The 20,274-nt window shown below is 37.4% G+C and carries 17 protein-coding genes and 1 pseudogene; 11 read left to right on the plus strand and 7 right to left on the minus strand.

Going from position 1 to position 20,274, the window contains the following annotated elements; translation table 11 throughout:
* Positions 1 to 73 precede the first annotated feature (73 nt).
* The 3 genes from spoIIP (at position 74) to lepA (ending at position 5,363) form a co-directional block, all read left to right on the plus strand.
* Positions 74 to 928, plus strand: a complete 855-nt coding sequence (gene spoIIP / locus MHI34_RS14955; RefSeq protein WP_230593800.1) for a stage II sporulation protein P — start codon at positions 74 to 76, stop codon at positions 926 to 928.
* Between the two features lie 465 nt (positions 929 to 1,393).
* The gene (locus tag MHI34_RS14960) at positions 1,394 to 3,289 is read left to right on the plus strand and encodes an acyltransferase family protein (protein ID WP_342503587.1); all 1,896 of its coding nucleotides are present in this window, start codon (positions 1,394 to 1,396) and stop codon (positions 3,287 to 3,289) included.
* Between the two features lie 247 nt (positions 3,290 to 3,536).
* Complete coding sequence (gene lepA, locus MHI34_RS14965; protein ID WP_058844222.1) at positions 3,537 to 5,363, plus strand: translation elongation factor 4; 1,827 nt, start codon at positions 3,537 to 3,539, stop codon at positions 5,361 to 5,363.
* 300 nt (positions 5,364 to 5,663) lie between these two features.
* On the opposite strand, the gene MHI34_RS14970 is transcribed toward lepA, so the two are convergent.
* The 4 genes and pseudogenes from MHI34_RS14970 to MHI34_RS14985 form a co-directional block, all read right to left on the minus strand.
* Entirely contained in the window at positions 5,664 to 5,798 is a 135-nt protein-coding gene (locus MHI34_RS14970; protein WP_004226973.1) for a hypothetical protein, read from the minus strand.
* Positions 5,799 to 6,119: 321 nt separating this feature from the next.
* Positions 6,120 to 6,554, minus strand: a pseudogene (locus MHI34_RS14975) (GNAT family N-acetyltransferase).
* Positions 6,555 to 6,557: 3 nt separating this feature from the next.
* Positions 6,558 to 7,109: a GNAT family N-acetyltransferase gene (locus tag MHI34_RS14980; protein WP_342503588.1), complete on the minus strand. Its 552-nt coding sequence runs from the start codon at positions 7,107 to 7,109 to the stop codon at positions 6,558 to 6,560.
* The gene (locus tag MHI34_RS14985) at positions 7,106 to 7,300 is read right to left on the minus strand and encodes a hypothetical protein (protein ID WP_342503589.1); all 195 of its coding nucleotides are present in this window, start codon (positions 7,298 to 7,300) and stop codon (positions 7,106 to 7,108) included. The genes MHI34_RS14980 and MHI34_RS14985 overlap by 4 nt, the downstream gene beginning before the upstream one ends.
* Positions 7,301 to 7,533: 233 nt before the next feature.
* On the opposite strand from MHI34_RS14985, the gene MHI34_RS14990 reads away from it, so the two are divergent.
* From MHI34_RS14990 to MHI34_RS15010, 5 genes are all read left to right on the plus strand, one after another.
* Positions 7,534 to 8,286: an SMI1/KNR4 family protein gene (locus MHI34_RS14990; RefSeq protein ID WP_036121739.1), complete on the plus strand. Its 753-nt coding sequence runs from the start codon at positions 7,534 to 7,536 to the stop codon at positions 8,284 to 8,286.
* 134 nt (positions 8,287 to 8,420) lie between these two features.
* On the plus strand, positions 8,421 to 9,107 hold the full coding sequence (locus MHI34_RS14995) for a VOC family protein (RefSeq protein WP_036121737.1): 687 nt from the start codon (positions 8,421 to 8,423) through the stop codon (positions 9,105 to 9,107).
* A gap of 78 nt (positions 9,108 to 9,185) precedes the next feature.
* Positions 9,186 to 10,175, plus strand: coding sequence for a zinc-dependent alcohol dehydrogenase family protein (locus tag MHI34_RS15000; RefSeq protein ID WP_089933503.1), 990 nt, complete (start codon positions 9,186 to 9,188; stop codon positions 10,173 to 10,175).
* 344 nt (positions 10,176 to 10,519) lie between these two features.
* Positions 10,520 to 11,533, plus strand: a complete 1,014-nt coding sequence (locus MHI34_RS15005; RefSeq protein WP_089933505.1) for a DUF1835 domain-containing protein — start codon at positions 10,520 to 10,522, stop codon at positions 11,531 to 11,533.
* 76 nt (positions 11,534 to 11,609) lie between these two features.
* Entirely contained in the window at positions 11,610 to 12,038 is a 429-nt protein-coding gene (locus MHI34_RS15010; RefSeq protein WP_058844226.1) for a GatB/YqeY domain-containing protein, read from the plus strand.
* Between the two features lie 80 nt (positions 12,039 to 12,118).
* Here MHI34_RS15010 and MHI34_RS15015 read toward each other — a convergent pair whose 3' ends face one another.
* The 3 genes from MHI34_RS15015 to MHI34_RS15025 form a co-directional block, all read right to left on the minus strand.
* Positions 12,119 to 13,816: a methyl-accepting chemotaxis protein gene (locus tag MHI34_RS15015; protein WP_036121723.1), complete on the minus strand. Its 1,698-nt coding sequence runs from the start codon at positions 13,814 to 13,816 to the stop codon at positions 12,119 to 12,121.
* On the minus strand, positions 13,800 to 15,443 hold the full coding sequence (locus MHI34_RS15020; protein ID WP_058844227.1) for a pyridoxal-dependent decarboxylase: 1,644 nt from the start codon (positions 15,441 to 15,443) through the stop codon (positions 13,800 to 13,802). Before MHI34_RS15020 ends, MHI34_RS15015 begins: the two co-directional genes overlap by 17 nt.
* A 356-nt stretch (positions 15,444 to 15,799) precedes the next feature.
* Entirely contained in the window at positions 15,800 to 16,504 is a 705-nt protein-coding gene (locus tag MHI34_RS15025; protein WP_036121717.1) for a polysaccharide deacetylase family protein, read from the minus strand.
* A 156-nt stretch (positions 16,505 to 16,660) separates the two neighbouring features.
* Here MHI34_RS15025 and MHI34_RS15030 point away from each other — a divergent pair, with 156 nt between their 5' ends.
* The 3 genes from MHI34_RS15030 (at position 16,661) to hemW (ending at position 20,189) form a co-directional block, all read left to right on the plus strand.
* Positions 16,661 to 17,860 (plus strand): oligoribonuclease, encoded by a 1,200-nt coding sequence (locus MHI34_RS15030; RefSeq protein ID WP_342503590.1) that lies wholly within the window; start codon positions 16,661 to 16,663, stop codon positions 17,858 to 17,860.
* Between the two features lie 115 nt (positions 17,861 to 17,975).
* Positions 17,976 to 18,824 (plus strand): DUF4179 domain-containing protein, encoded by an 849-nt coding sequence (locus MHI34_RS15035; RefSeq protein ID WP_271910448.1) that lies wholly within the window; start codon positions 17,976 to 17,978, stop codon positions 18,822 to 18,824.
* Positions 18,825 to 19,043: 219 nt separating this feature from the next.
* Positions 19,044 to 20,189 (plus strand): radical SAM family heme chaperone HemW, encoded by a 1,146-nt coding sequence (gene hemW, locus MHI34_RS15040; protein WP_058844751.1) that lies wholly within the window; start codon positions 19,044 to 19,046, stop codon positions 20,187 to 20,189.
* Positions 20,190 to 20,274: the final 85 nt, after the last annotated feature.

Below are 20,274 nucleotides of genomic sequence, written 5' to 3' on the forward strand. Positions count from 1 at the left end.
TTTATGCGTAAAACAAGAAAATTATTTTCGTTCTAAATGACACCCCCTCTCCATACGATATGGGGAGGAGGGTGTGACTTTGCTAAAAAAACTACAATGGTCATTTGGTATATTATTGTTCTTTTTCGTATTACCTGTCATTGCTGGGCAACTTCCGTTCAACAAGCAAGCATCGACTCCGATTAAACAATCAGAAGATAAGCAAGTCGTGTTTGCCGCTACCAATTTAGCTGAACAAAGTGTACTGGAACAAACGAAAGAGCCTGAACCAGATCAAGCCCTAGACCCGGACCCATTTAAAGTGTTAGTGTTATTTACTCATTCACATGAAGCATACGAACCAATGGTGAAAGCTGTGAGTGGTAAGGTAGCGACTTCTCATGAAACAGTCAATATTATGAGTCTAAAGGATAAGATTGTGAATCATTTTAATGTAAATGGCTTGAAGACAAATATCCTCGACGTAGATATTATGAAGAAATTACAAGCTGAGGGTAAGGGATATCATGAATCCTATAATGTCATGAGACCTTATTTAAGTAAGCATTTAGAAACAAATAATTATGATTTAATACTAGATTTACATCGTGACTCATTAAAACATGATCTTACAACGATCTCATATAATGGGGAAAACTATGCAAAAATTGCTATTGTGGTTGGTGCAGAGCATGCAAATTACCGCTGGAATACAGCGTATGCAGAAAGTTTATCCTCCACATTAAATGCCATCGTTCCAAAAATATCAAAAGGTGTTATTTCCAAAAGTGGTGATGGTGTTGATGGGCGATATAATCAGGATTTGGCAAAGCAAATGATGATTGTTGAGATTGGTGGAATTGGTAATACGGAGGAAGAGGTTAATCGTACGATTGCCGTAATTGGCAAGGCCATATCAAAAGCATTTGTAAATGATTCAAAACAATAGAACAAGGATGAAAAAAGTGAGTCTGTTACAGGCTCACTTTTTTGCTATTCTAGCATAAAAATTTCCAGAATAAAATCTAATTATTTGTCTTTCCATTGCTTCATTCTTGTCTTATAATTTTCAAGTTGGCTTTCGATTTTCATGATAAAACGTTAATGAAGGCATATGCAAGTAAGGCAAAATGTGCTTTTGAAGCATCTACCATTTTTGGGAATGCCTTTTAAGACAATAGCAAACATACATATGAATTTTAAAAAGACAAAGAGTGATCACGTTTCATTTTTCTCTAAAACTTTTATCGTATTTCAAACGTCAAACATATAAGTGCACAAATGAAAAAGTATAAAGAGGAGATGATGTTCAAATCACAGGTGCTATTAAGGGATAACAGGTTTTATCTTGATATAGTAGCTATAAGGCCATTATGCAAAAGGAAATTGATAGATTATTGAAGGAAGGAATAGTATGTCAGGCAAGTCATTAAATCATCGTTATATTCCTGGACTAGACGGGATTCGAGCATTAGCCGTATTAGCAGTTATTGCTTATCATTTTAACTTCAATTGGGCTAGAGGTGGCTTTTTAGGAGTAGATATCTTTTTTGTATTATCAGGCTATTTAATCACCTCTACCATTTTGCCTGTAAAGGGCAATCAATTAACAGTCAGTCTAAAGAAATTTTGGATTGGACGATTTAGGCGGTTACTACCAGCGGCCTACGTGATGATTGTTATATCATTTGTCTGGGCAACGCTCTTTCATAAAGAACTTCTTCATACATTACGTGGAGATGCGTTGTCCTCTATTTTTTATTCAAGTAATTGGTGGTTCATTTTTCATAAACTTTCTTATTTTGATAGTTTTGGCTCCCCGTCACCTTTAAAAAATTTATGGTCGCTAGCTATTGAAGAACAATTTTATCTGATTTGGCCCTTGCTCTTAATGATTGGCCTTTATATTTTTCAAAAACAAAGCAAACTGGCTAAAGTTGTCTTTATCGGAGCGGTTTGTTCAGCTCTAGTAATGGCGATTCTTTATGAGCCAGGTGCAGATCCAAGCCGTGTCTATTATGGAACGGACACACGCTGTTTTGAACTATTAATTGGCTGTTGGCTAGCTCTTGTTTGGCCAATGAAAAGGCTATCTGCACAAAAATTATCAACAAACCATGTGAAGAAGCTAAATAGTTTGAGTTTCATTACGCTTATGATTTTTCTAGTTAGTATTGTTTATGTAGATGAATATCAACCCTTCCTTTATAGAGGTGGCATGTTCTTATTTTGCTTAAATGCAGCAGTTTTGATTGCATGTATCTGTCACCCCGTCAGCATTTTAGGAAAACTACTAGCATGGAGGCCGCTTTGTTGGATTGGCTCTCGATCCTACGGCATATATCTATGGCATTATCCTGTCATGGTACTAGGTACACCTATTCATGAAATTGGCAACCTATCTTATTGGCGGGTTGCACTTCAAATCATACTTATTGTTATGATAGCAGAGCTATCCTATCGCTTCATTGAAATGCCTATCCGTAAAGAAGGATTCCGAGCCTATTATGGGAAATACTTTGTCTTTAACAAAAATAAATGGGGAAGTCTTTCATTCTCACGAAAAATTTCAACGGTAATGGCTCCACTTTTCCTTCTTATGTTTTTCACAGGAATGACAGGAGTAGTAGGGGAAGGTCAGCAAAGCACTTCGAGTTCATATCCAACAAACATCAAAATTAATGGTGATGAACCTACAACTAATTTAAACAAGCATGACCAGCAATCAGAGCTACCAACTAACGAACCTTCCAAGGAAGAGAAAGTGGAGGATGTTCAGCAGATAGAAACACCAAAGCAAGAAGAAAATGATGTAAATAAAGTGCCTGAACGGGATGAGTTTTATCGTGGAATAGTAGCGATTGGTGATTCACTTATGATTGATATTGGCCCGAGCTTACATACTATTTACCCAACTATTACAATCGATGGAAAAATAGGTCGTCAAGTTTCACAAGCTGTCAAACTAGCACCAAATTATGCAAGTTTTAATCAACCCAATCATGCAGTCATTCTTCAATTGGGGACAAATGGTTATTTTACAAATGACCAAATGGACACACTCCTTGCCGCTTTTTCAAATGCTGATATTTATTTAGTGAATACACGTGTGCCCCGTTCATGGGAGGCAAAAGTGAATGAAGCATTACAGCAAAAAGCCCAGGAGAATGAACATATTACACTCATTGACTGGCATGCTGCAGCACTCAATCATCCAGAATACTTCGCCCCAGATGGCGTTCATTTAGAGAAAAAAGGGGTAGAAGTTTTAACAAACCTGATTCAACAATCCTTAAACAAGAAAAATTAATGAAAAAAGTCAGTCTACACAGCTTTGTCTGTTGACTGACTTTTTCTGTGCAAATATATGGTCTAAAGTTGAATTTGGACAAATGCGCCCTTAATTTCTCTGCATTTATATACTTAATACTGTAAAATCTAAAAACAGCATTAAACACTGAAAGTATTGATATTATAGGCTTTCTAGTCTAGTTGCTGTTGTACTTTGCGTTATGTTCATAGTATAATTCATTATAGTTTAATTAGGAGTGGAAAAGATGAACCGAGATGCACGTTTAAAACGACAAGAGAATATACGAAATTTCTCTATTATTGCACATATTGACCATGGGAAATCAACGCTTGCTGACCGTATTTTAGAGCAAACAAAATCTTTAACTTCCCGTGAAATGAAAGCACAGCTCCTCGACTCAATGGATTTAGAGCGTGAGCGAGGGATAACGATTAAATTAAATGCAGTTCAATTAAAGTACGAAGCAAAAGACGGCGAAGTGTATACATTCCATTTAATCGACACACCAGGACACGTCGATTTCACATATGAAGTATCCCGTAGTTTAGCTGCTTGTGAGGGTGCCATTTTAGTTGTGGACGCCGCACAAGGTATTGAAGCGCAAACACTAGCAAATGTTTACTTAGCACTTGATAATGATTTAGAAATTTTACCTGTTATTAATAAAATTGACTTACCTGCAGCTGATCCTGAGCGTGTGCGTCAAGAAGTAGAGGATGTCATCGGGCTGGATGCGTCTGAAGCGGTACTAGCTTCTGCGAAAGCAGGTATTGGTATTGAGGATATTTTAGAGCAAATCGTGGAAAAGGTACCAGCACCAACGGGTGATCCTGATGCTCCACTACAAGCTTTAATTTTTGACTCTGTGTATGATGCCTATAAAGGTGTTATCATTTCAATTCGTGTAATCAACGGGACTGTCAAGCCTGGCGACAAAATCCGTATGATGGCAACAGGTGCGGAATTTGAGGTTATTGAAGTTGGGGTACATACACCAAAGGTTGTGCCACAGGCTGAATTAACAGTTGGTGATGTAGGTTATTTAACAGCATCTATTAAAAACGTAGGTGACACACGCGTAGGTGATACTGTAACCTATGCAAATCGTCCAGCAGCCGAGCCATTAGCAGGTTATCGTCGCTTGAACCCAATGGTTTATTGTGGTTTATACCCAATTGATACGGCGAAATACAATGATTTACGTGAAGCGTTAGAAAAACTAGAGCTAAATGACTCTGCTCTACAATATGAGCCAGAGACATCTCAAGCACTTGGCTTTGGTTTCCGCTGCGGTTTCTTAGGATTACTCCATATGGAAATTATTCAGGAGCGTATTGAGCGTGAATTTAATATTGATTTAATTACAACAGCACCTTCTGTAATTTACAATGTTCATATGACAGATGGCACTGATATTAAAGTAGATAACCCATCCTTTATGCCAGACCCACAAAAAATCGAGCGTGTTGAGGAACCTTATGTAAAGGCAACCATTATGGTGCCAAATGATTATGTGGGAGCGGTTATGGAGCTTTGTCAATTGAAGCGTGGTAATTTCATGACGATGGATTATATTGATACATCCCGTGTAAGCATTATTTATGAAATGCCTTTATCCGAAATTGTCTATGATTTCTTTGACTATTTAAAATCAAATACGAAGGGCTATGCATCCTTCGACTATGAACTTATCGGTTACCAGCCATCGAAATTAGTGAAAATGGATATTTTATTAAATGGTGAGCAGGTCGATGCACTAAGCTTTATCGTACACCGTGACTTTGCCTATGATCGAGGCAAAATCATCGTAGAAAAATTAAAAGAATTAATTCCACGCCAACAATTTGAAGTACCAATTCAAGCAGCAGTTGGACAAAAAATTGTGGCACGTTCAACAATTAAAGCCATCCGTAAAAACGTTTTAGCGAAATGTTACGGTGGGGATATTTCTCGTAAGCGCAAACTTCTTGATAAACAAAAAGAAGGTAAAAAACGTATGAAACAAGTAGGCTCCGTCGAAGTCCCTCAAGAGGCATTCATGGCTGTGCTGAAGATGGATGATTCGAAGTAAGACACAACTATTCAAAAACAGGGAATGCTATTTTTTTGTAGCATTCCCTGTTTTTTTCTCTAGTTAAACTGCACCTAAGTAGTTTGCTTCTTGGCGATTTTTATATTTTGTAGCTGTCATGTACATTTTGGGAAAATTTTAGTAAAAGATAAATAGATTTTCTACATTTTAAAAAAATCCTGACCATTTTTATTGTCTGCTGAGAAAGCGTCTGCTGAGAAAGCTGAAGCGCCATAAACAATAAAAGGAATCGCTATTGAAATAGAGATCCCTTTTATTGTAATACTCTTTGTATGCAATTTAATGAAACAATAGGAAGAACTTAGCCAATAAAAAAATAGGGACTCCTACAATTATTACGCCTGCAAAGAAATAACAAAATAACATAAAAACATCGAAAACCGCACCGGCTAAATCATCAATGAATTTTAACATTTCATTTCCCTCCAAACATAATAAGTATGGGCACTACAATCGATTTATTCTTTAACGGATTGCAGAAAATCTTTACCTAAAGCTAAAGTGAGATAGATTATACAGACATTCATAAAAAATGAAACATATGATAATGGCTTTGGACTAGGACGGCGGGGTTGAAATAGGAAAGGGCTGCGACTTCTTCTTCTCCGATATAATGTACCCATGGAATCGGTCCTCCAAAAGTTGTCTGTTTATAGGTCACGAAAAATAGAGAGATACAGGTAGTAAAATACTAATCCAAAAAAATCGTTGATGGACCTTCATAATATCTCCCCTTTAAAGATCAGATCGTAGCGTCTTTTTTAAATAATCATGTTTAAAATCTCTGCCAACATGGTCGAGAGTCCCGTAAATTTCATAATGATGATTTTCATAAAATGTTAACGCTTGAAAGCTAAGCGTGTCAACTTTAATGAAATCACATTCATGGTTGAAGGCAATTTGTTCAATTGTTTGCTACAACTTTGATCCATACCCTAACCCACGAAGCTTTTCGTCTCCCATTAGCGTGTGTATTTCTAACCAATTCCAGCAAATTTCACCCAGTATGCCACCATAAACGTGACCATTGCTATCAGTTAGAAATAAATTAATTTCCTGATATCGACCTTGTAAATCTTTTGGAAAGTGTTTTACATTGTATTCATAAAGCATGTTATTGACATAAGCTTTGTTCTTCTTATGTCGTTCTTGTGTGATTTGATAAGACATCTTTTACTTCTTTTCTCGCAATGGTAGTACTCGTTGCCAAATCATATGATGGCTATTCGTTCCCCAAAAGTGCTCAAGTATATAGTCAGGCTGTCCAAATTTTTTCTGCCAGATGACTTGTGCCTGTTTATATCCACTATCTAAACAAAAGCTATGCACCTTTTGTTTTTCCAACGTCGTTAGCATTTTCTGTAATAGCCTGGTGCCAATACCACGATTTTGATAGTCCGGATGAACAAATACGGTACCGATTTCTGGACAATGGGAAAGATCTTCTTTAATCGTTTGTTGAATGATCTCGTTGGCTTCCCCATATTCAATCGTTCCTATTATGTCATTTGTTGCTTCGCCCATAGCTACCCAGAAAAATCTTTTTTTGCCTTGGCTCTCTATGTCCATTGCGACATACTGCTTTTTCATTGCCCATTCACGCTGTTGATCGTCCACTAGCTCGGCAATCCCTTCTTTTGCATAAGTATCTTGAATGACGTGGAAAAAGAATTGATGTAATGTCTGTATGTCCGATTGTTCGGGACGTCTTATGAGTAATTTCAAATTTTCTTACGCTCCTTCGTATTTGGTGATTTTTTGTTTAATAAGGTATGAGCTCTTTGCACGTCAACACCTATATCTGCCTGTACTGCGGTTAATCGATCAAGTGCAAGCTGTAGCCAATAATAGGAGGCATCATATTTTTCAGTATGCCAAAGCAACTCTCTATAGCAAATAGAGGTTTGGATATTCACCAGATGAGCTAATTTTTTGAGACATTGTTCTCCTTGTGCCACCTTGGTTTATTGTACTGTCTGTTCGTTCGCATATTGTGACATGATAGATAGCCCCCATCCGTTATTGTTGTGCACGTTATGCATACTACCAGTCTATTTTAATGATTATAACATGTTCACCTTAATTGGTTAATGATGGAATATGTTAAAATATAAAGAAAGACACTAGGTAACGAAAGGAGGGAATGCAGTTGAAAGAGTTGCAGGAGAAACTAGATGCAGTATTAGAGCAAATGCGCAGTTTTATCCAAGATATTCAAGAGAGGGATTCAGCTTACCCTATGTTTTTTCACAATCAAATCGAGGAGGATATTAGCCAATTTGTAGACAGTCAGTGGTCATTACCAACGGAATATGTCTATTTTTTAAGGCGTTATGTCGTTGAAAGAGTTACATGGAATACGGGTGATTATATAAATCTACAGATCTATGGAGCAAGAGATTTAATGCGTGGGCAGGAAGGCTATCATTATAATCCAGTGACAGAAGAGGTGATTCTGGATTGGCCGCACAATTATTTGGTCATCGCAACAGATGAAGGAGATCCATATTGTTTGGATTTATCAAGAGGGGATACGGCAATTTTTTCTGCTCTTCATGGGACAGGCTGTTGGGATTTCACAATGGCCTATGACAATCTAATCATGTTTCTTGAGAGTGTGCTAATTCCGCCTGGTTTAGAGGAGATGTTGCCTGAAGACAACTCTACTACTTACTATGAACTGACTATAACAGGAGATGGGGAAAATAAGCTAAAGACATTATTGTTACTTAAGAAAATATTCTCTTGTGATTATTCGCGAGCAAGAGAGATGTTAGAACAGCCTCCACTATTAATTTATAGAGGAGTTGAAGCGGGTGCTTTAAGGTTAGAAGACGAGCTCCAGCATATTCGTGCAAACTATCAAAAAAAGAAAATTAGCTTAGCTGAATTTATCGAATGAACCATTACATGATTTTTGTAAATAATAGGGATAACGAATTACTTAAAATGGACCGAAGGGAACTTCATTCTTTTGCATGACGCCATATCATATATTTGCTTGTATAGTGGGGAGTAGCAAAGGGGTGCTTGAAGATGAAAATTACGAAGGTTCAACTATTTGTTCACGATTTACAAAAGATGCAGAAATTTTATAGCGACCAGCTAGGCTTTGCCTTATTAGAAAGTACAGGTGACTATTTTACAATAGCAGTTGGTGAAAGTAAGATGACTTTTGAAAAAGTGCCCACTACGATTCAAAAGCAATATCATATTGCATTAAATATTCCAAGAAATTTATTTTATCAGGCAAAAATTTGGGCCAAAGAACGTGTTGGCTTGCTTACTTCAGAGGGGCAGGATGAAGTGTATTTTGATTTTTTAAAAGCTTACTCTTGTTATTTTTACGATCCTGAAGGCAATATACTAGAATTTATTGCGAGGCAGGAAGTAAATCCAGAACAGGATACAGCCTATTTTTCTATGGAGCAAGTGCTACAGATTGGTGAAATCAATGTAACGACCGACGACATTCTAGCAGCCGCTAGAAAATTAAATGAATATGCTATTAAACCTATTAATGATCAGAAAATCCAACCAGATGCTCTTCATTTTTTAGGTAACTACGAAGATGGAGCCAATATTCTATTAGGACCAAGTGAACGACTTTGGTATTTCTCTGATAAGAAAGCAGTAATCAGTCCAATCTGTATCGAAATAAACGATATGTTACAATTATTTGTAGATGAAAAAGGTCAATTGACCATCAGTCAAAAAAGATAAGATGGGCATACCTAAGTGGAGCGAGTATCAGAACGATTATACAGAGCTAGAATTAATCAGAAAAAGGAGCAAGAATCGTTGAAAGCAAAATGCCTTAAACTATATGAATTTGGAAATCCACATGAGGTGTTAAGGATTGAAAATAAAACGATTACACCTCCACAAGGTCAAGAAATTCTTGTGCGTATGCTAGCAAGACCCATCAACCCTTCGGATTTAATACCGATTTGGGGAAAATATGCCCACCGAATCACTTTACCAACTGTTCCGGGTTATGAGGGCGTTGGAATCGTTGAAGATGTTGGGCCACTTATCTCTTCAAAGCTCATTGGTCAGCGAGTCTTGCCACTACGAGGAGAGGGCACGTGGCAGGAAATGGTGAAGACTCAGGCGGACTTTGCTGTAGCTATTCCTTCTACGATGGATCATTTTACTGCAGCACAAATGTATATTAATCCGATAACAGCCTTCGTCACCTGTACAGAAGTTCTCAAATTACAATCAAATGATGTACTAGTAGTGAATGCATGTGGCTCTGCTATTGGACATATCTATGCTCAATTTGCCGAATTACTAGGTTTTCAGCTTATTGCTGTCACACGAAGTCATCAGCATACAGACGAATTACAGCGGCTTGGGGCCCGCTTTGTCATAGATACTTCTAAGATGCCACTTCATGAAACGATAATGGCTTTAACAAATGGCAGAGGTGCTGATGCAGCGATTGATTCGATTGGTGGGGAGGCGGGCAATCAACTTGCATACTGTGTGAAGCCTGGTGGGAAATTTTTAGCCATCGGTCTTTTATCGGGAATACAGGTAAATTGGACAAATATTGTAAGGGAAGCAAAGGTACAAGCGATGATGTTTCATTTGCGCCACTGGCAACGCCAAACACCAATCGAAAAATGGCAGCAAACTATGCAACAGCTCGTCAATATGGTACATACGGATTCGTTAAAAATGATGCAGGTACAGGACCATTTCCCACTAGTGAACATACACCAGGCAATAGCTGCCGTTGAAGCTACTAATAAAGGAAAGATTTTTTTAACGAATTTTGATTAAGAACCCTACTACCTTCAGTGTTAAAGAACTTATTGTAAGCTCTTATTGATGGTAGTAGTTTTTTTCTTTCTATTGAGGGGGAATGCGCTCCAACAATGAGAAAGTCGTTAATCCGCTCATAAAGAGGATGACCTCGCTCCAACAAGTAAATAATCTACCTAAAGAAGTCTCCCTCGCTTAAAAGAATAGAACCTTTACATAAATAGAGCAATTCTTTATCTTTCATCTTCATAAAAAACTAAATTAGTAATTTAAGGTAATCGGAAATTGCGGTATGATGGAAGTAACTGTTTTTATGGAAAGGGAATTTAAGATACAGGCCATTGTGCAAAGGAGTTTAGATAATGGAACATGTCAACAAATTAAAAAAGGCGATAAAGCGAATGAGTGAGGCTGATGCGAAGTCTATGCTCTTTTTGACTTTAATGAATGAACAGTCGAAGGACGATATGGTACAGTTTTTATTGCAGCAAAATGAGGAGCAGGATGTTTCAACGATCGAAACGGTTCATATTGTGTTTGGTCATTCACCTGGAGGGAGTTTGAAGGCTGCATTTCGCAATAGTAACTACGTGAAAACGGAAGAAATCATCGTTATGCCTGGTAATTTTTCTGTTGGTCCTTTGAAAGATTTACATCTATGTGAAGGGATTGAAGCTCGTTTTCAATGGCTACAAGAGCGCTATTTTATAGAAGACGATGGATTGGCCATTTTTGAGCGCGAGGTGAAGGAAGCCGTAGAGAAAATAAAATCTATTCCGCCACATCAAGATATAATCATATGGACTTGTCAAAATGCCCATGAACAAATAGGGCTTCGACTTGTCTTAGCGATGCTAGAAAAGAAACCAAATGATATCTATGTATTAGATACTTTTCAGTTATTCCATGAGTTGCATATATTCCCCCAGTTAGCAGAGGACAATTATCCAAGATCCTCTGGAGAGGTCAGTGTAGAGAATGTACTTCATATTTATGAGCAATACCAGGGACGCCCATTAAAAAAATCAGTACAGCAGGCTTTATCTAAAGAAGGATTAAAGATGTTAATGGATGACTACTGTATACATACCTGGGAATACAATGAACTTTGGAGTCATCACAATGAAAATGTAGATGATGACTGGATCATTGCCTGTGCTAAACGATTACATGAAGACCAAGAAGAAGCTCCATATCTAATGGCGGCTAGACTCATTGGGGAAGTGCTAGGGCATATGGAACAGTATAGAGAAGCGGAATGGATTGAATATCGCCTGCGTCAATTAATTCAGCAAGGGGTCTTTTCTTATCGAGGTGAGTTAAAAGGGATGTTGCATTATCAAGTAAAATTAGCAGATGCTTATTTGCTTGACTGAGGCACTGACTGTCATGTTCTGAGGTATTTTATGGTATAATGTTTTCTAATATAGATGGCTTGAAGGAGTGAGATCATTGTTAAAAACAGAAGTATTTGAACAATTAAAAACGGCAATGAGAGAGAAAGATACTTTAGCAAAGGGTGTATTATCTCTTTTGAAATCAGCTTTAGATTCTGCTGAAAAAGAAAAGGGAGCAGCATTAACCGCTGAAGAAGAGATAGCCATTATTCATCGAGAGGTCAAACAAACGAATCAAGCGTTAGAAGGCGCACAGACGGCTGGACGAGCAGATTTGATTGAAAAAGAGGAAGCCAAATTGACACTTTTGAAATCTTTCTTACCGAAGCAATTATCCGAAGAAGCGATTGCTGAGAAATTAGTAGCGGCAGGTGTTGGTAAAGGAATGAACATGGGAGAAGCCATGAAAATTGCGAAGCCATTGCTTACAGGCCAAGCGGAAGGTGCAGTTATCTCAAAAGTTGTGAAAAATATTATTGCCTAATCTTCTACCATTTTGGTAGGAGATTTTTTATGCAGAGAAAAATCCGCTATGCCGAAAAGGAGCATAGCGGATTCTTAATTTTATAACTTAAATTTTTGAGTGATATTGCGAAGCTGTTGAGCCATTTCTGCTAAGTTATTCGAAGAAGCTGTGATTTCCTCGATACTTGCAGATTGCTCCTCAGAAGCAGCAGCAACGTTTTGAATATTGCCTGAGGCTTGCACAGCTACTACGCCCACTTGTTCAACAGAGATCGCGATGCTGCTCACGCCTTCATTGATATTGGACATTATGTTATTGACATGGTCCATTTCCTGCGTAAGTGATGTGACGTGGCTATAGATGTCAGCAAATGCTTCTCCTGATGCATTAAATGTTGTGGAGCTTTCCGCAAGATTACTGCTGCTAATAGCCATCGATTTTACGGCTTGAGCCGATTCTTCCTTAATGGTTTCGATACGTGTTCGAATACTGTTTGTAGCATCTAAAGATTGATCGGCCAGCTTACGTACTTCCTCAGCTACTACTGCAAAGCCTTTGCCATGCTCACCTGCACGCGCTGCTTCAATGGAAGCATTTAACGCAAGTAAGTTGGTTTGATCCGTAATTTGGGTAATCAATGCTACAATATCCCCGATTTCATTCGTGTATGTGCTTAAACGTTCAACGACAGTTGCTGATTCTTGAATGGCTTGGGATGTTACGGCCATTTTTTCTGTAGCATCTTGAATCGTTGTATTGCCTTTTTCTGAGATCGCAGATGCCTGGAATGCCTTTTCTGTCACACCAGTTACGCTTGTGACAACCTCTGTCATTTTGCTAGAGATGGTTGTAATATGGCTTTCCACTTCTTCAATCGAAGAGGTTTGTTTTTCTGAGCCCACTGCAACCTCTTGCATAGAAGATGTAATTTGCTGTATGGAAGCACTTGTTTGCTCGGAGCTTGCAGTTAATTCCTCTGACATGGCCGCCACTTGTTCAGCATTTTGAGCTATTTGCTGAATTAATGTACGTAAATCTTCCGTCATATTTTCAATGCCTGATGATAGCTGGGCAATTTCATTGGAACCTTTTATTTGGAGAGGCTCGACGGCTAAATCTCCCTGTGCAACCTGACCGACATAGCGGGTCATTTTTTTAATTGGTTTCGTAATACCTACACTAATAAAGTAAGCAACGATAATACCAAAAATCACAAAAACAACGGTTAGAATAATACAAATCCAAAGTGTTTCTGTTTGTAGCTTAGAAATGAAGGAAGCATCCATATCTAAACCAAAAATAATATCAGTATCTTTAAATGGGATGAAAATAGATTTATGGATACCATATTCATCTTTGTATATATCACTTGTTTGAATGGTTTGCGTGTCGACGGCTTTTCGCATTTCATCACTAAATTCATAGTCTTGCTGATGATTGTCAGTATTACTTAATGCCACGATATGCTCCTTACCATTGGCTTTTGAAAGCACATAGGCGTTTTCTATATCAAACTTTTTAACCGTAGCGTTTAATTGATCTAATAGTTTTTTATAATTGTCAGAGCTACCGTTATCCGCCGCTTTTACATCATTTTTCTCAAGATCTTCAAAAATCGTATTCGATGTGATCTCTAAAGTAGTTTCGAATTGTTTAATGACAAAATTGTCGATAATACGGTAAGAAACCGCGAATAATACAACACTAAATAGCAATGAAATAATGGCTATTGGAATGGTGAAACTGGCTATATATTTATAGAGTAAAGAACTTTTAAATTTAGTGACGATACGCAATGTGAGACGCCTCCAATACTGTTAGCTTTTGCTGTAAGAAATGAATCATGTTTGGGATATGATCTGTCTCTGTGTATGGTGAAATAGAGAAGAATTTTGCCGCTGCAACGGGAACATGCTGTGTTGTATCACTCGTGCTAACCGTACAAACTCGTGTTGTATCACCAAAGAATACATCATCACGACCTTCACCTATAATTTCAAAGAATGATGCATTGATACCATTAATGTGTTCAATTTGATCCTGTGTATAATGACCAGCTTGCTCAGCCTGCCAATTAAAGCCATCAGGATACAAGCGAAAGGCTGTAACTGGACCAATATTTGTGTCATTAACGACCTGTAGCATTGGTGTTTTCTCAGCTAATTGTGTGCGGAACGCTAAATTCACACGTACATAGTTGGCTAATAGTTGCTGATAACCTTCCTTACCGAATGCTTGGAGAGCAGCAAAAATAGCAATGGAGCTACCCATACGAGAGCACTCTAATGTATAACCAGTATGGTATGAACCATAACCACGATTGCCCACATAAGGTGTATCGAAGTCCTCAATATCTAATAGCTGTAAACTGTTACCTTCTTTAATTAAGAATAAGCTAGTTAAATAAGGTGTTTGTCCAAGCTTTTGGAAGTCAAAGCAAAGGCTATCTGCCATAGCTAGATGTTGCATGCGGTCATGGATATGTCGTAAGCCTTGTACGACATCGCCTTCAAATTGTAGAGGGTTTTTTTCGAAATCATAATCATTGAAGAAGGCATAAAAACCACCTAAAGCCGAATCAGCATGAATATGTACTGGCTGTAAATTGTACTTCTTCTCAAGCGTTGTAGTAACCTCTTTAATAGCTTGTATATCATCAATACCAAATTGATCAGTCGCTCCTGTAGTAGCCACTACATAGACAGGGATACCGCCATTTTCGATTACTTCTGTCATACGAATACGTAGGTCTTCCACATCCATTGAGTGGTCTTTGCCAGCTTTTACACGTACTAAATGTTTACTGCCAATGCCCACGGCCTCAACAGATTTTAAAAGGCTATAATGTGCGTTTTCTGAAGCAAAGCAATATAAGTTATTCGGAACACCATCTTCTTTGGCATGTGGAAATTGTTTGGCGATGGCAAGGCGAAGTCCACTGAAAACGGCACCTTGTCCACCCCATGTTGTATAACCAAAGCTCTTCGTATAATCATAGCCAACTAATTTAGACATCATAGCCACTACTTTGACCTCACACTCAGCGGCAGCAGGACCATAAACATCCCATAAGTTGTTGCCATTTAGTAGGGCATTTGTAAATTGACCTAATACACCTGGGATGCTTGCCATTGGTAAAACATTGGTTACAAAGTTACGTGTATGATAAGGATGTCCTTGCATTAATTGTGTCATTTCTTTTACAACTTGATCGAGCCCAACCCCTGTAGTTGGCACTTGATGTTCTTGCATCAGCTCTTGATAGAAATTAGCAGAACGCTCTTTCATTGGACCAAGTGTTGTCTTATGTGGATTTTTTAATTCATCTAATGAGGAAACAATTTTCTCTAATAGGGATAAAAAATTCTCTCTTTGTTGGATATTTCCATCTTCGCTCTGGAATAATTGTTGGATATTTTGCATAATCATCATCCTTTTATAGTTCATATTTCCTCTATTTTTAATATAATAAAAATAGGACATTATACTAAAGGTATAATAGCATATTTTAGCAGAGATGGTGATTATATTTTACTGAAAAAATATTTATTAACATTTCTGAAAAATCCAACTTCAATTTATAAATTCTAAATAAGTTGTTTTCCTTTATGCCATGGGGTTTATAAGCTGAACATGCTATTGGATATGGAGATTGAGAGGAAGATTAGAAATTATAAATTAGATAATGTTTAGGTCATAGAAAAAGAGAGGGAATCTAATCCTTTCTAACTAAAAAAATCTGCATGAAAGGTGATGCAGATTCTTGGCAACAGGGGTGATTATTTTTGATATTGTAAAAGTTCTTCTATCGTAACAAATGTATAGCCTTCATCAATAAGCGTTTGAAGAATGCCTTCTATTGCCTGTAATTCATTGTCTGTATGGTCGTACATAGGGTGCATTAAAATAATAGAACCTGGTTGAATATTTTCTTTCACATAATTTATTTTTTCCTCTGCCTTTGTAAAGAACGTATCGGGCTCTAAGTTCCATGTAATGGTCTCACGTTGATGTTTATGTAAATAATGGGGAAAGCCGATTAGTTTTTTACCATAGGGTGGTCTGACGAAAGGTGTTTGTTGATAGCCAATGCTAGCAATGAGTGCATCTGTTTTTTCTATTTCATTTTTAATAAAGGAAGGGCTTTTCAATACCATACGCTTATGCGAATACGTATGGTTGCCAATTTGATGGCCTGCTACTGCAATTTTCTTTGCTTCTTCTGGATGCTTCTCAATATCCTGTCCAATTAGAAAAAACGTTGCTTTTACTTGGTAGTCTTCTAGTAACGCTAAAATAGCGTCTGTCTTGTCAGTTGGTCCATCATCGAATGTCAGGGCAGCCACCTTTTCCTGTGTGTCAACATGAGAAGTAATATTGCCAAACAATTGATAGTTACGAGCGTTCATTAGTTTATAAGCTGAAAATGCGAAAGCACACATTAGTAGAAGAACTATGCCAATAGTAATTAGTTTCCGTTTCATGAACAGACTCCTCTCTTTGTCCAAATCGATATCATGTTTTAAATGTATGTTAACTTGAATCCAATTTCAATGACGCTTTGTCCGTACTGCAATTTTTAGCTACCACTTTCTGTTTGAATCACAAAAAAATAACCATACTACATGGGAGGTGAAGAGATGTATAAATTATTATCACATAATGATTTAGATGGAGTAGGGTGTGGGATTTTAGCAAAGCTTGCTTTTAACGATAAGGTAAGGATACGCTACAATTCTATTACGGCACTTGACCGTGAAATAGAATTCTTTTTGGAGAATGATCAACAGAAAACATTTTTGTTTATTACAGATCTTTCTCCAAACGAAGAAAATGAAAAAAGGATTCAGGACTATTATCAGGCAACTGGGAATGTACAATTGCTGGACCATCATAAAACAGCGCTGCATTTCAATCAGTATGAATGGGGAAAGGTTTTAATTGAAGATGAGCATGGCTATTTAACGTCCGCTACTTCTTTATTGTATCAGTACTTGGTGACCCATGGTTTATTAGAAAAAACAGCCGCCATTTCAGAATTCGTAGAGTTAGTAAGACAATATGATACATGGGAATGGGAAAAGAACGGCAATTTTCAAGCGCAACGATTAAATGCACTGTTTTTTCTAGTATCCATTGAAGAATTTGAAGAGAAAATGCTGGATCGTTTAAAAATAAGTGATCGCTTTGATTTTGATGAATTTGAAAAGAAAATTTTAAGTATGGAAGAAGAAAAAATAGAGCGTTATATTCGGCGGAAGAAACGAGAACTTGTGCAAACCAATTTGGGCGACTTTTATGCTGGCGTTGTTTATGCGGAATCCTATCATTCTGAGCTTGGTAATGAATTAGGTAAGGAAAACATGCATCTTGATTATATCGCGATGATCAATATGGGCAGTAAAAGAATATCCTTTCGAACGGTTCATGACCATATAGATGTGTCAGCTATTGCCGCTGTTTATGGTGGAGGCGGACATCAAAAGGCTGCGGGCTGCTCTTTAACGATGGAAGCCTACAAACAGTTTGTATTGGCAACCTTCCACATAGAACCTATTCCAGAGGATGCCAAAAGGAATCGTTATAATTTAAAGGCTTCTTCATTTGGAACATTTTATAAAAATCAGCAAGAGGATGTGTTTATTCTTTTTTCAAGCGACGATATTGACTGGGGGATTGAAAAGAATAACACGCCATTAGCGCAAAACTTTGCTAGCTTTCATGAAGCGGAGTGGTTTTTAAAGCGAAATTATCAGGTGTGGTTAGTAAGAGATGATCTCTTTGTGGACTATTTAATGCAAATGGCCAACAAAGTTCGTCATCAGCATAAAGGAATGTAAAAATTCCTTTTATACATAATGGATTCGTCCTGTCTTGCTTTTAAACAAGGTTATATAATGCTTTGTTACAAACTACAATGAATTATAACGATATTTATAAAAATGAGGTGTACGGTTGTCCAATGATATACTGCGAGTAGTGGATTTGGATAAGGAAAATCGAGGACGCAGAAAAAAACGAGGAATAGTTGTTATCTTTTTATTGATGGTCGTTAGTGGATCATTGCTGTATTTGTGGTGGAATCGAGATGTGGATTTCGAAGCCTATAAAACAGAGGTGGGGAAGACAGCAAGTAATAGCTTAGGGCGTTTAACGTTAAATGAAGTGATTATTGATGACAATCAAATTTTACTGAATGCTACCTTTGAGCCTGTGAAAGCATTTACACCAAAACACCAAATATTTTTCTTCCCTCAAATACTCGTCAATGGGAAAGATTATATGGTTCGTAATGGAGGTCAATCCATTGTCCAGTCTAAAAATGTATATACCATATACAATAGTATCAAAATGGATGATTTTCCGTCAGACGAAGATTTAGCATTAGCTATTCGTTATAAAGATTGGAATGTAGAAACACCGATTGATAAACCTTGGGAATTTCAGGTAGAGGCTTCTCAGGAACAATTACAAGAAGATCGAAAAATCTTTGTGATTAATAAAAAAGTCAATCATGTCGATCAACAGGAAATAACGATTGATAAAGTTGTCTCCACACCCATCTCAACAACGATTTATTTTCATGCCGATCAAAGCATTGTCAATGATGCAGTTTATTTTAAAATCCAATCAAAGGCAGGACAATCATGGAACTTTGCTACACCCTATCCATTAAATAAAGAGGGGACAAAGTGGGGAAGTCGCGTAGATGCACTTTATTTAACAGAAAAAAATTATACATTAATTCCTGTCAAGAAGGATGGCAGTAAAGTTGCTGACGGCATCAAAATAAAAAAAGAATAAAGTTGTAGTCATTTGTTATATATGAAAAACTGCACTTCCGATTTGTTAGAAACGGGCTAACAATCGGAGTGCAGTTTGTTTTTTTCTAGAACTAAATGACAAGGAAGCTACCCTTGCAGATATGTATGGAAAACTCGCTAGATGGTTTCATAGCGTTCCTTCTATTGATTCGTTATAATGTAGAAATGGAAAAGACTTAACGAGAAAGAAGGGATTGCTATGGCACGAGGTGTTTACATTCATATTCCTTTCTGTCATCAAATTTGTAATTATTGTGATTTCAATAAATTTTACTTTAAAAACCAACCAGTGGATGAATATATAGAAGCACTTGGTAAAGAGATGGCTCTTGCCACACAAAAATATCCGGACAATTTTCGTAATATCGAAACGATTTTTCTTGGAGGTGGGACACCAACTGCTTTATCACCGGAGCAATTGGACAAACTACTAACGTATATTCATACGTATATTCCGATGGAGAGTGTGACAGAATTTACATCAGAGGCTAATCCGGATGAATTGTCTGCGGCAAAATTGCGAGTGTTGTTTGATGGTGGTGTCAATCGTCTAAGCATGGGTGTGCAATCTTTTGACCAAGGGCTGTTACAGAAGATTGGACGCACTCATAGTAATGACCATGTTTATGAAACAATCGCTTTGGCTAGAAAAATTGGCTTTCAAAACATTAGCATTGATTTAATGTATGGTTTACCTGGGCAAACGATGGCTCAATGGAAGGACTCATTAGACAAAGCTTTTGCCCTTGATTTACCCCATTTCTCTGCCTACTCTCTTATTGTAGAGCCAAAAACGATTTTTTATAATCAATACACAAAAGGCAAGTTGTATTTACCAACGGAAGATCTCGAAGCAGATATGTATGATGTGTTGATGCAGCAAATGGCTTTACATGGACTTCAACAATACGAAATTAGTAATTTTGCAAAACCAGGCTTCCATTCAGAGCATAACAAGATTTATTGGGATAATGATGAATATGCAGGGTTTGGGGCGGGTGCCCATGGTTATTTAAAGGGCATACGTTACTCCAATCATGGTCCATTAAGAAAATATATGGATGCTGTTTTTGTAAATGAGCTACCTATTGTTCATGAACATGAAGTATCTCCAGCGGAAAAAAGAGAAGAACAAATGTTTTTAGGGCTGCGAAAAACAGCGGGGGTTATGCACACTATATATGAAGAAAAATTTAAAACACCAATGGCTGCTCATTATGAGACTGTTATAAAAGATTTAGTTTCAAAAGATCTTTTAGAACAAGATAAGGTGGGTGTTCGTCTAACTAGAAAAGGACGTTTTGTGGGCAATGAAGTTTTTCAACAATTTTTGCTAGAAGATTGAGCGATATCGTTGACATAAAATGTGGGATTTGATAACTTAATAATAGTATTAGCACTCCTCTTAGTCGAGTGCTAACAGAGGTGAT

This window comes from Lysinibacillus sp. FSL L8-0126 (assembly GCF_038630385.1).
GTDB classification, from domain to species: domain Bacteria; phylum Bacillota; class Bacilli; order Bacillales_A; family Planococcaceae; genus Lysinibacillus; species Lysinibacillus fusiformis_D.

Coding starts and splice junctions, on each gene's coding strand:
- MHI34_RS14960 (WP_342503587.1), top strand. CDS start 1,394: ATGTCAGGCAAGTCATTAAATCATCGTTATATTCCTGGACTAGACGGG.
- lepA (WP_058844222.1), top strand. CDS start 3,537: ATGAACCGAGATGCACGTTTAAAACGACAAGAGAATATACGAAATTTC.
- hemW (WP_058844751.1), top strand. CDS start 19,044: ATGGCACGAGGTGTTTACATTCATATTCCTTTCTGTCATCAAATTTGT.
- MHI34_RS15020 (WP_058844227.1), bottom strand. CDS start 15,443: ATGCAAAATATCCAACAATTATTCCAGAGCGAAGATGGAAATATCCAA.
- MHI34_RS14995 (WP_036121737.1), top strand. CDS start 8,421: ATGAAAATTACGAAGGTTCAACTATTTGTTCACGATTTACAAAAGATG.
- MHI34_RS15025 (WP_036121717.1), bottom strand. CDS start 16,504: ATGAAACGGAAACTAATTACTATTGGCATAGTTCTTCTACTAATGTGT.
- MHI34_RS15005 (WP_089933505.1), top strand. CDS start 10,520: ATGGAACATGTCAACAAATTAAAAAAGGCGATAAAGCGAATGAGTGAG.
- MHI34_RS15030 (WP_342503590.1), top strand. CDS start 16,661: ATGTATAAATTATTATCACATAATGATTTAGATGGAGTAGGGTGTGGG.
- MHI34_RS14970 (WP_004226973.1), bottom strand. CDS start 5,798: ATGTTAAAATTCATTGATGATTTAGCCGGTGCGGTTTTCGATGTTTTT.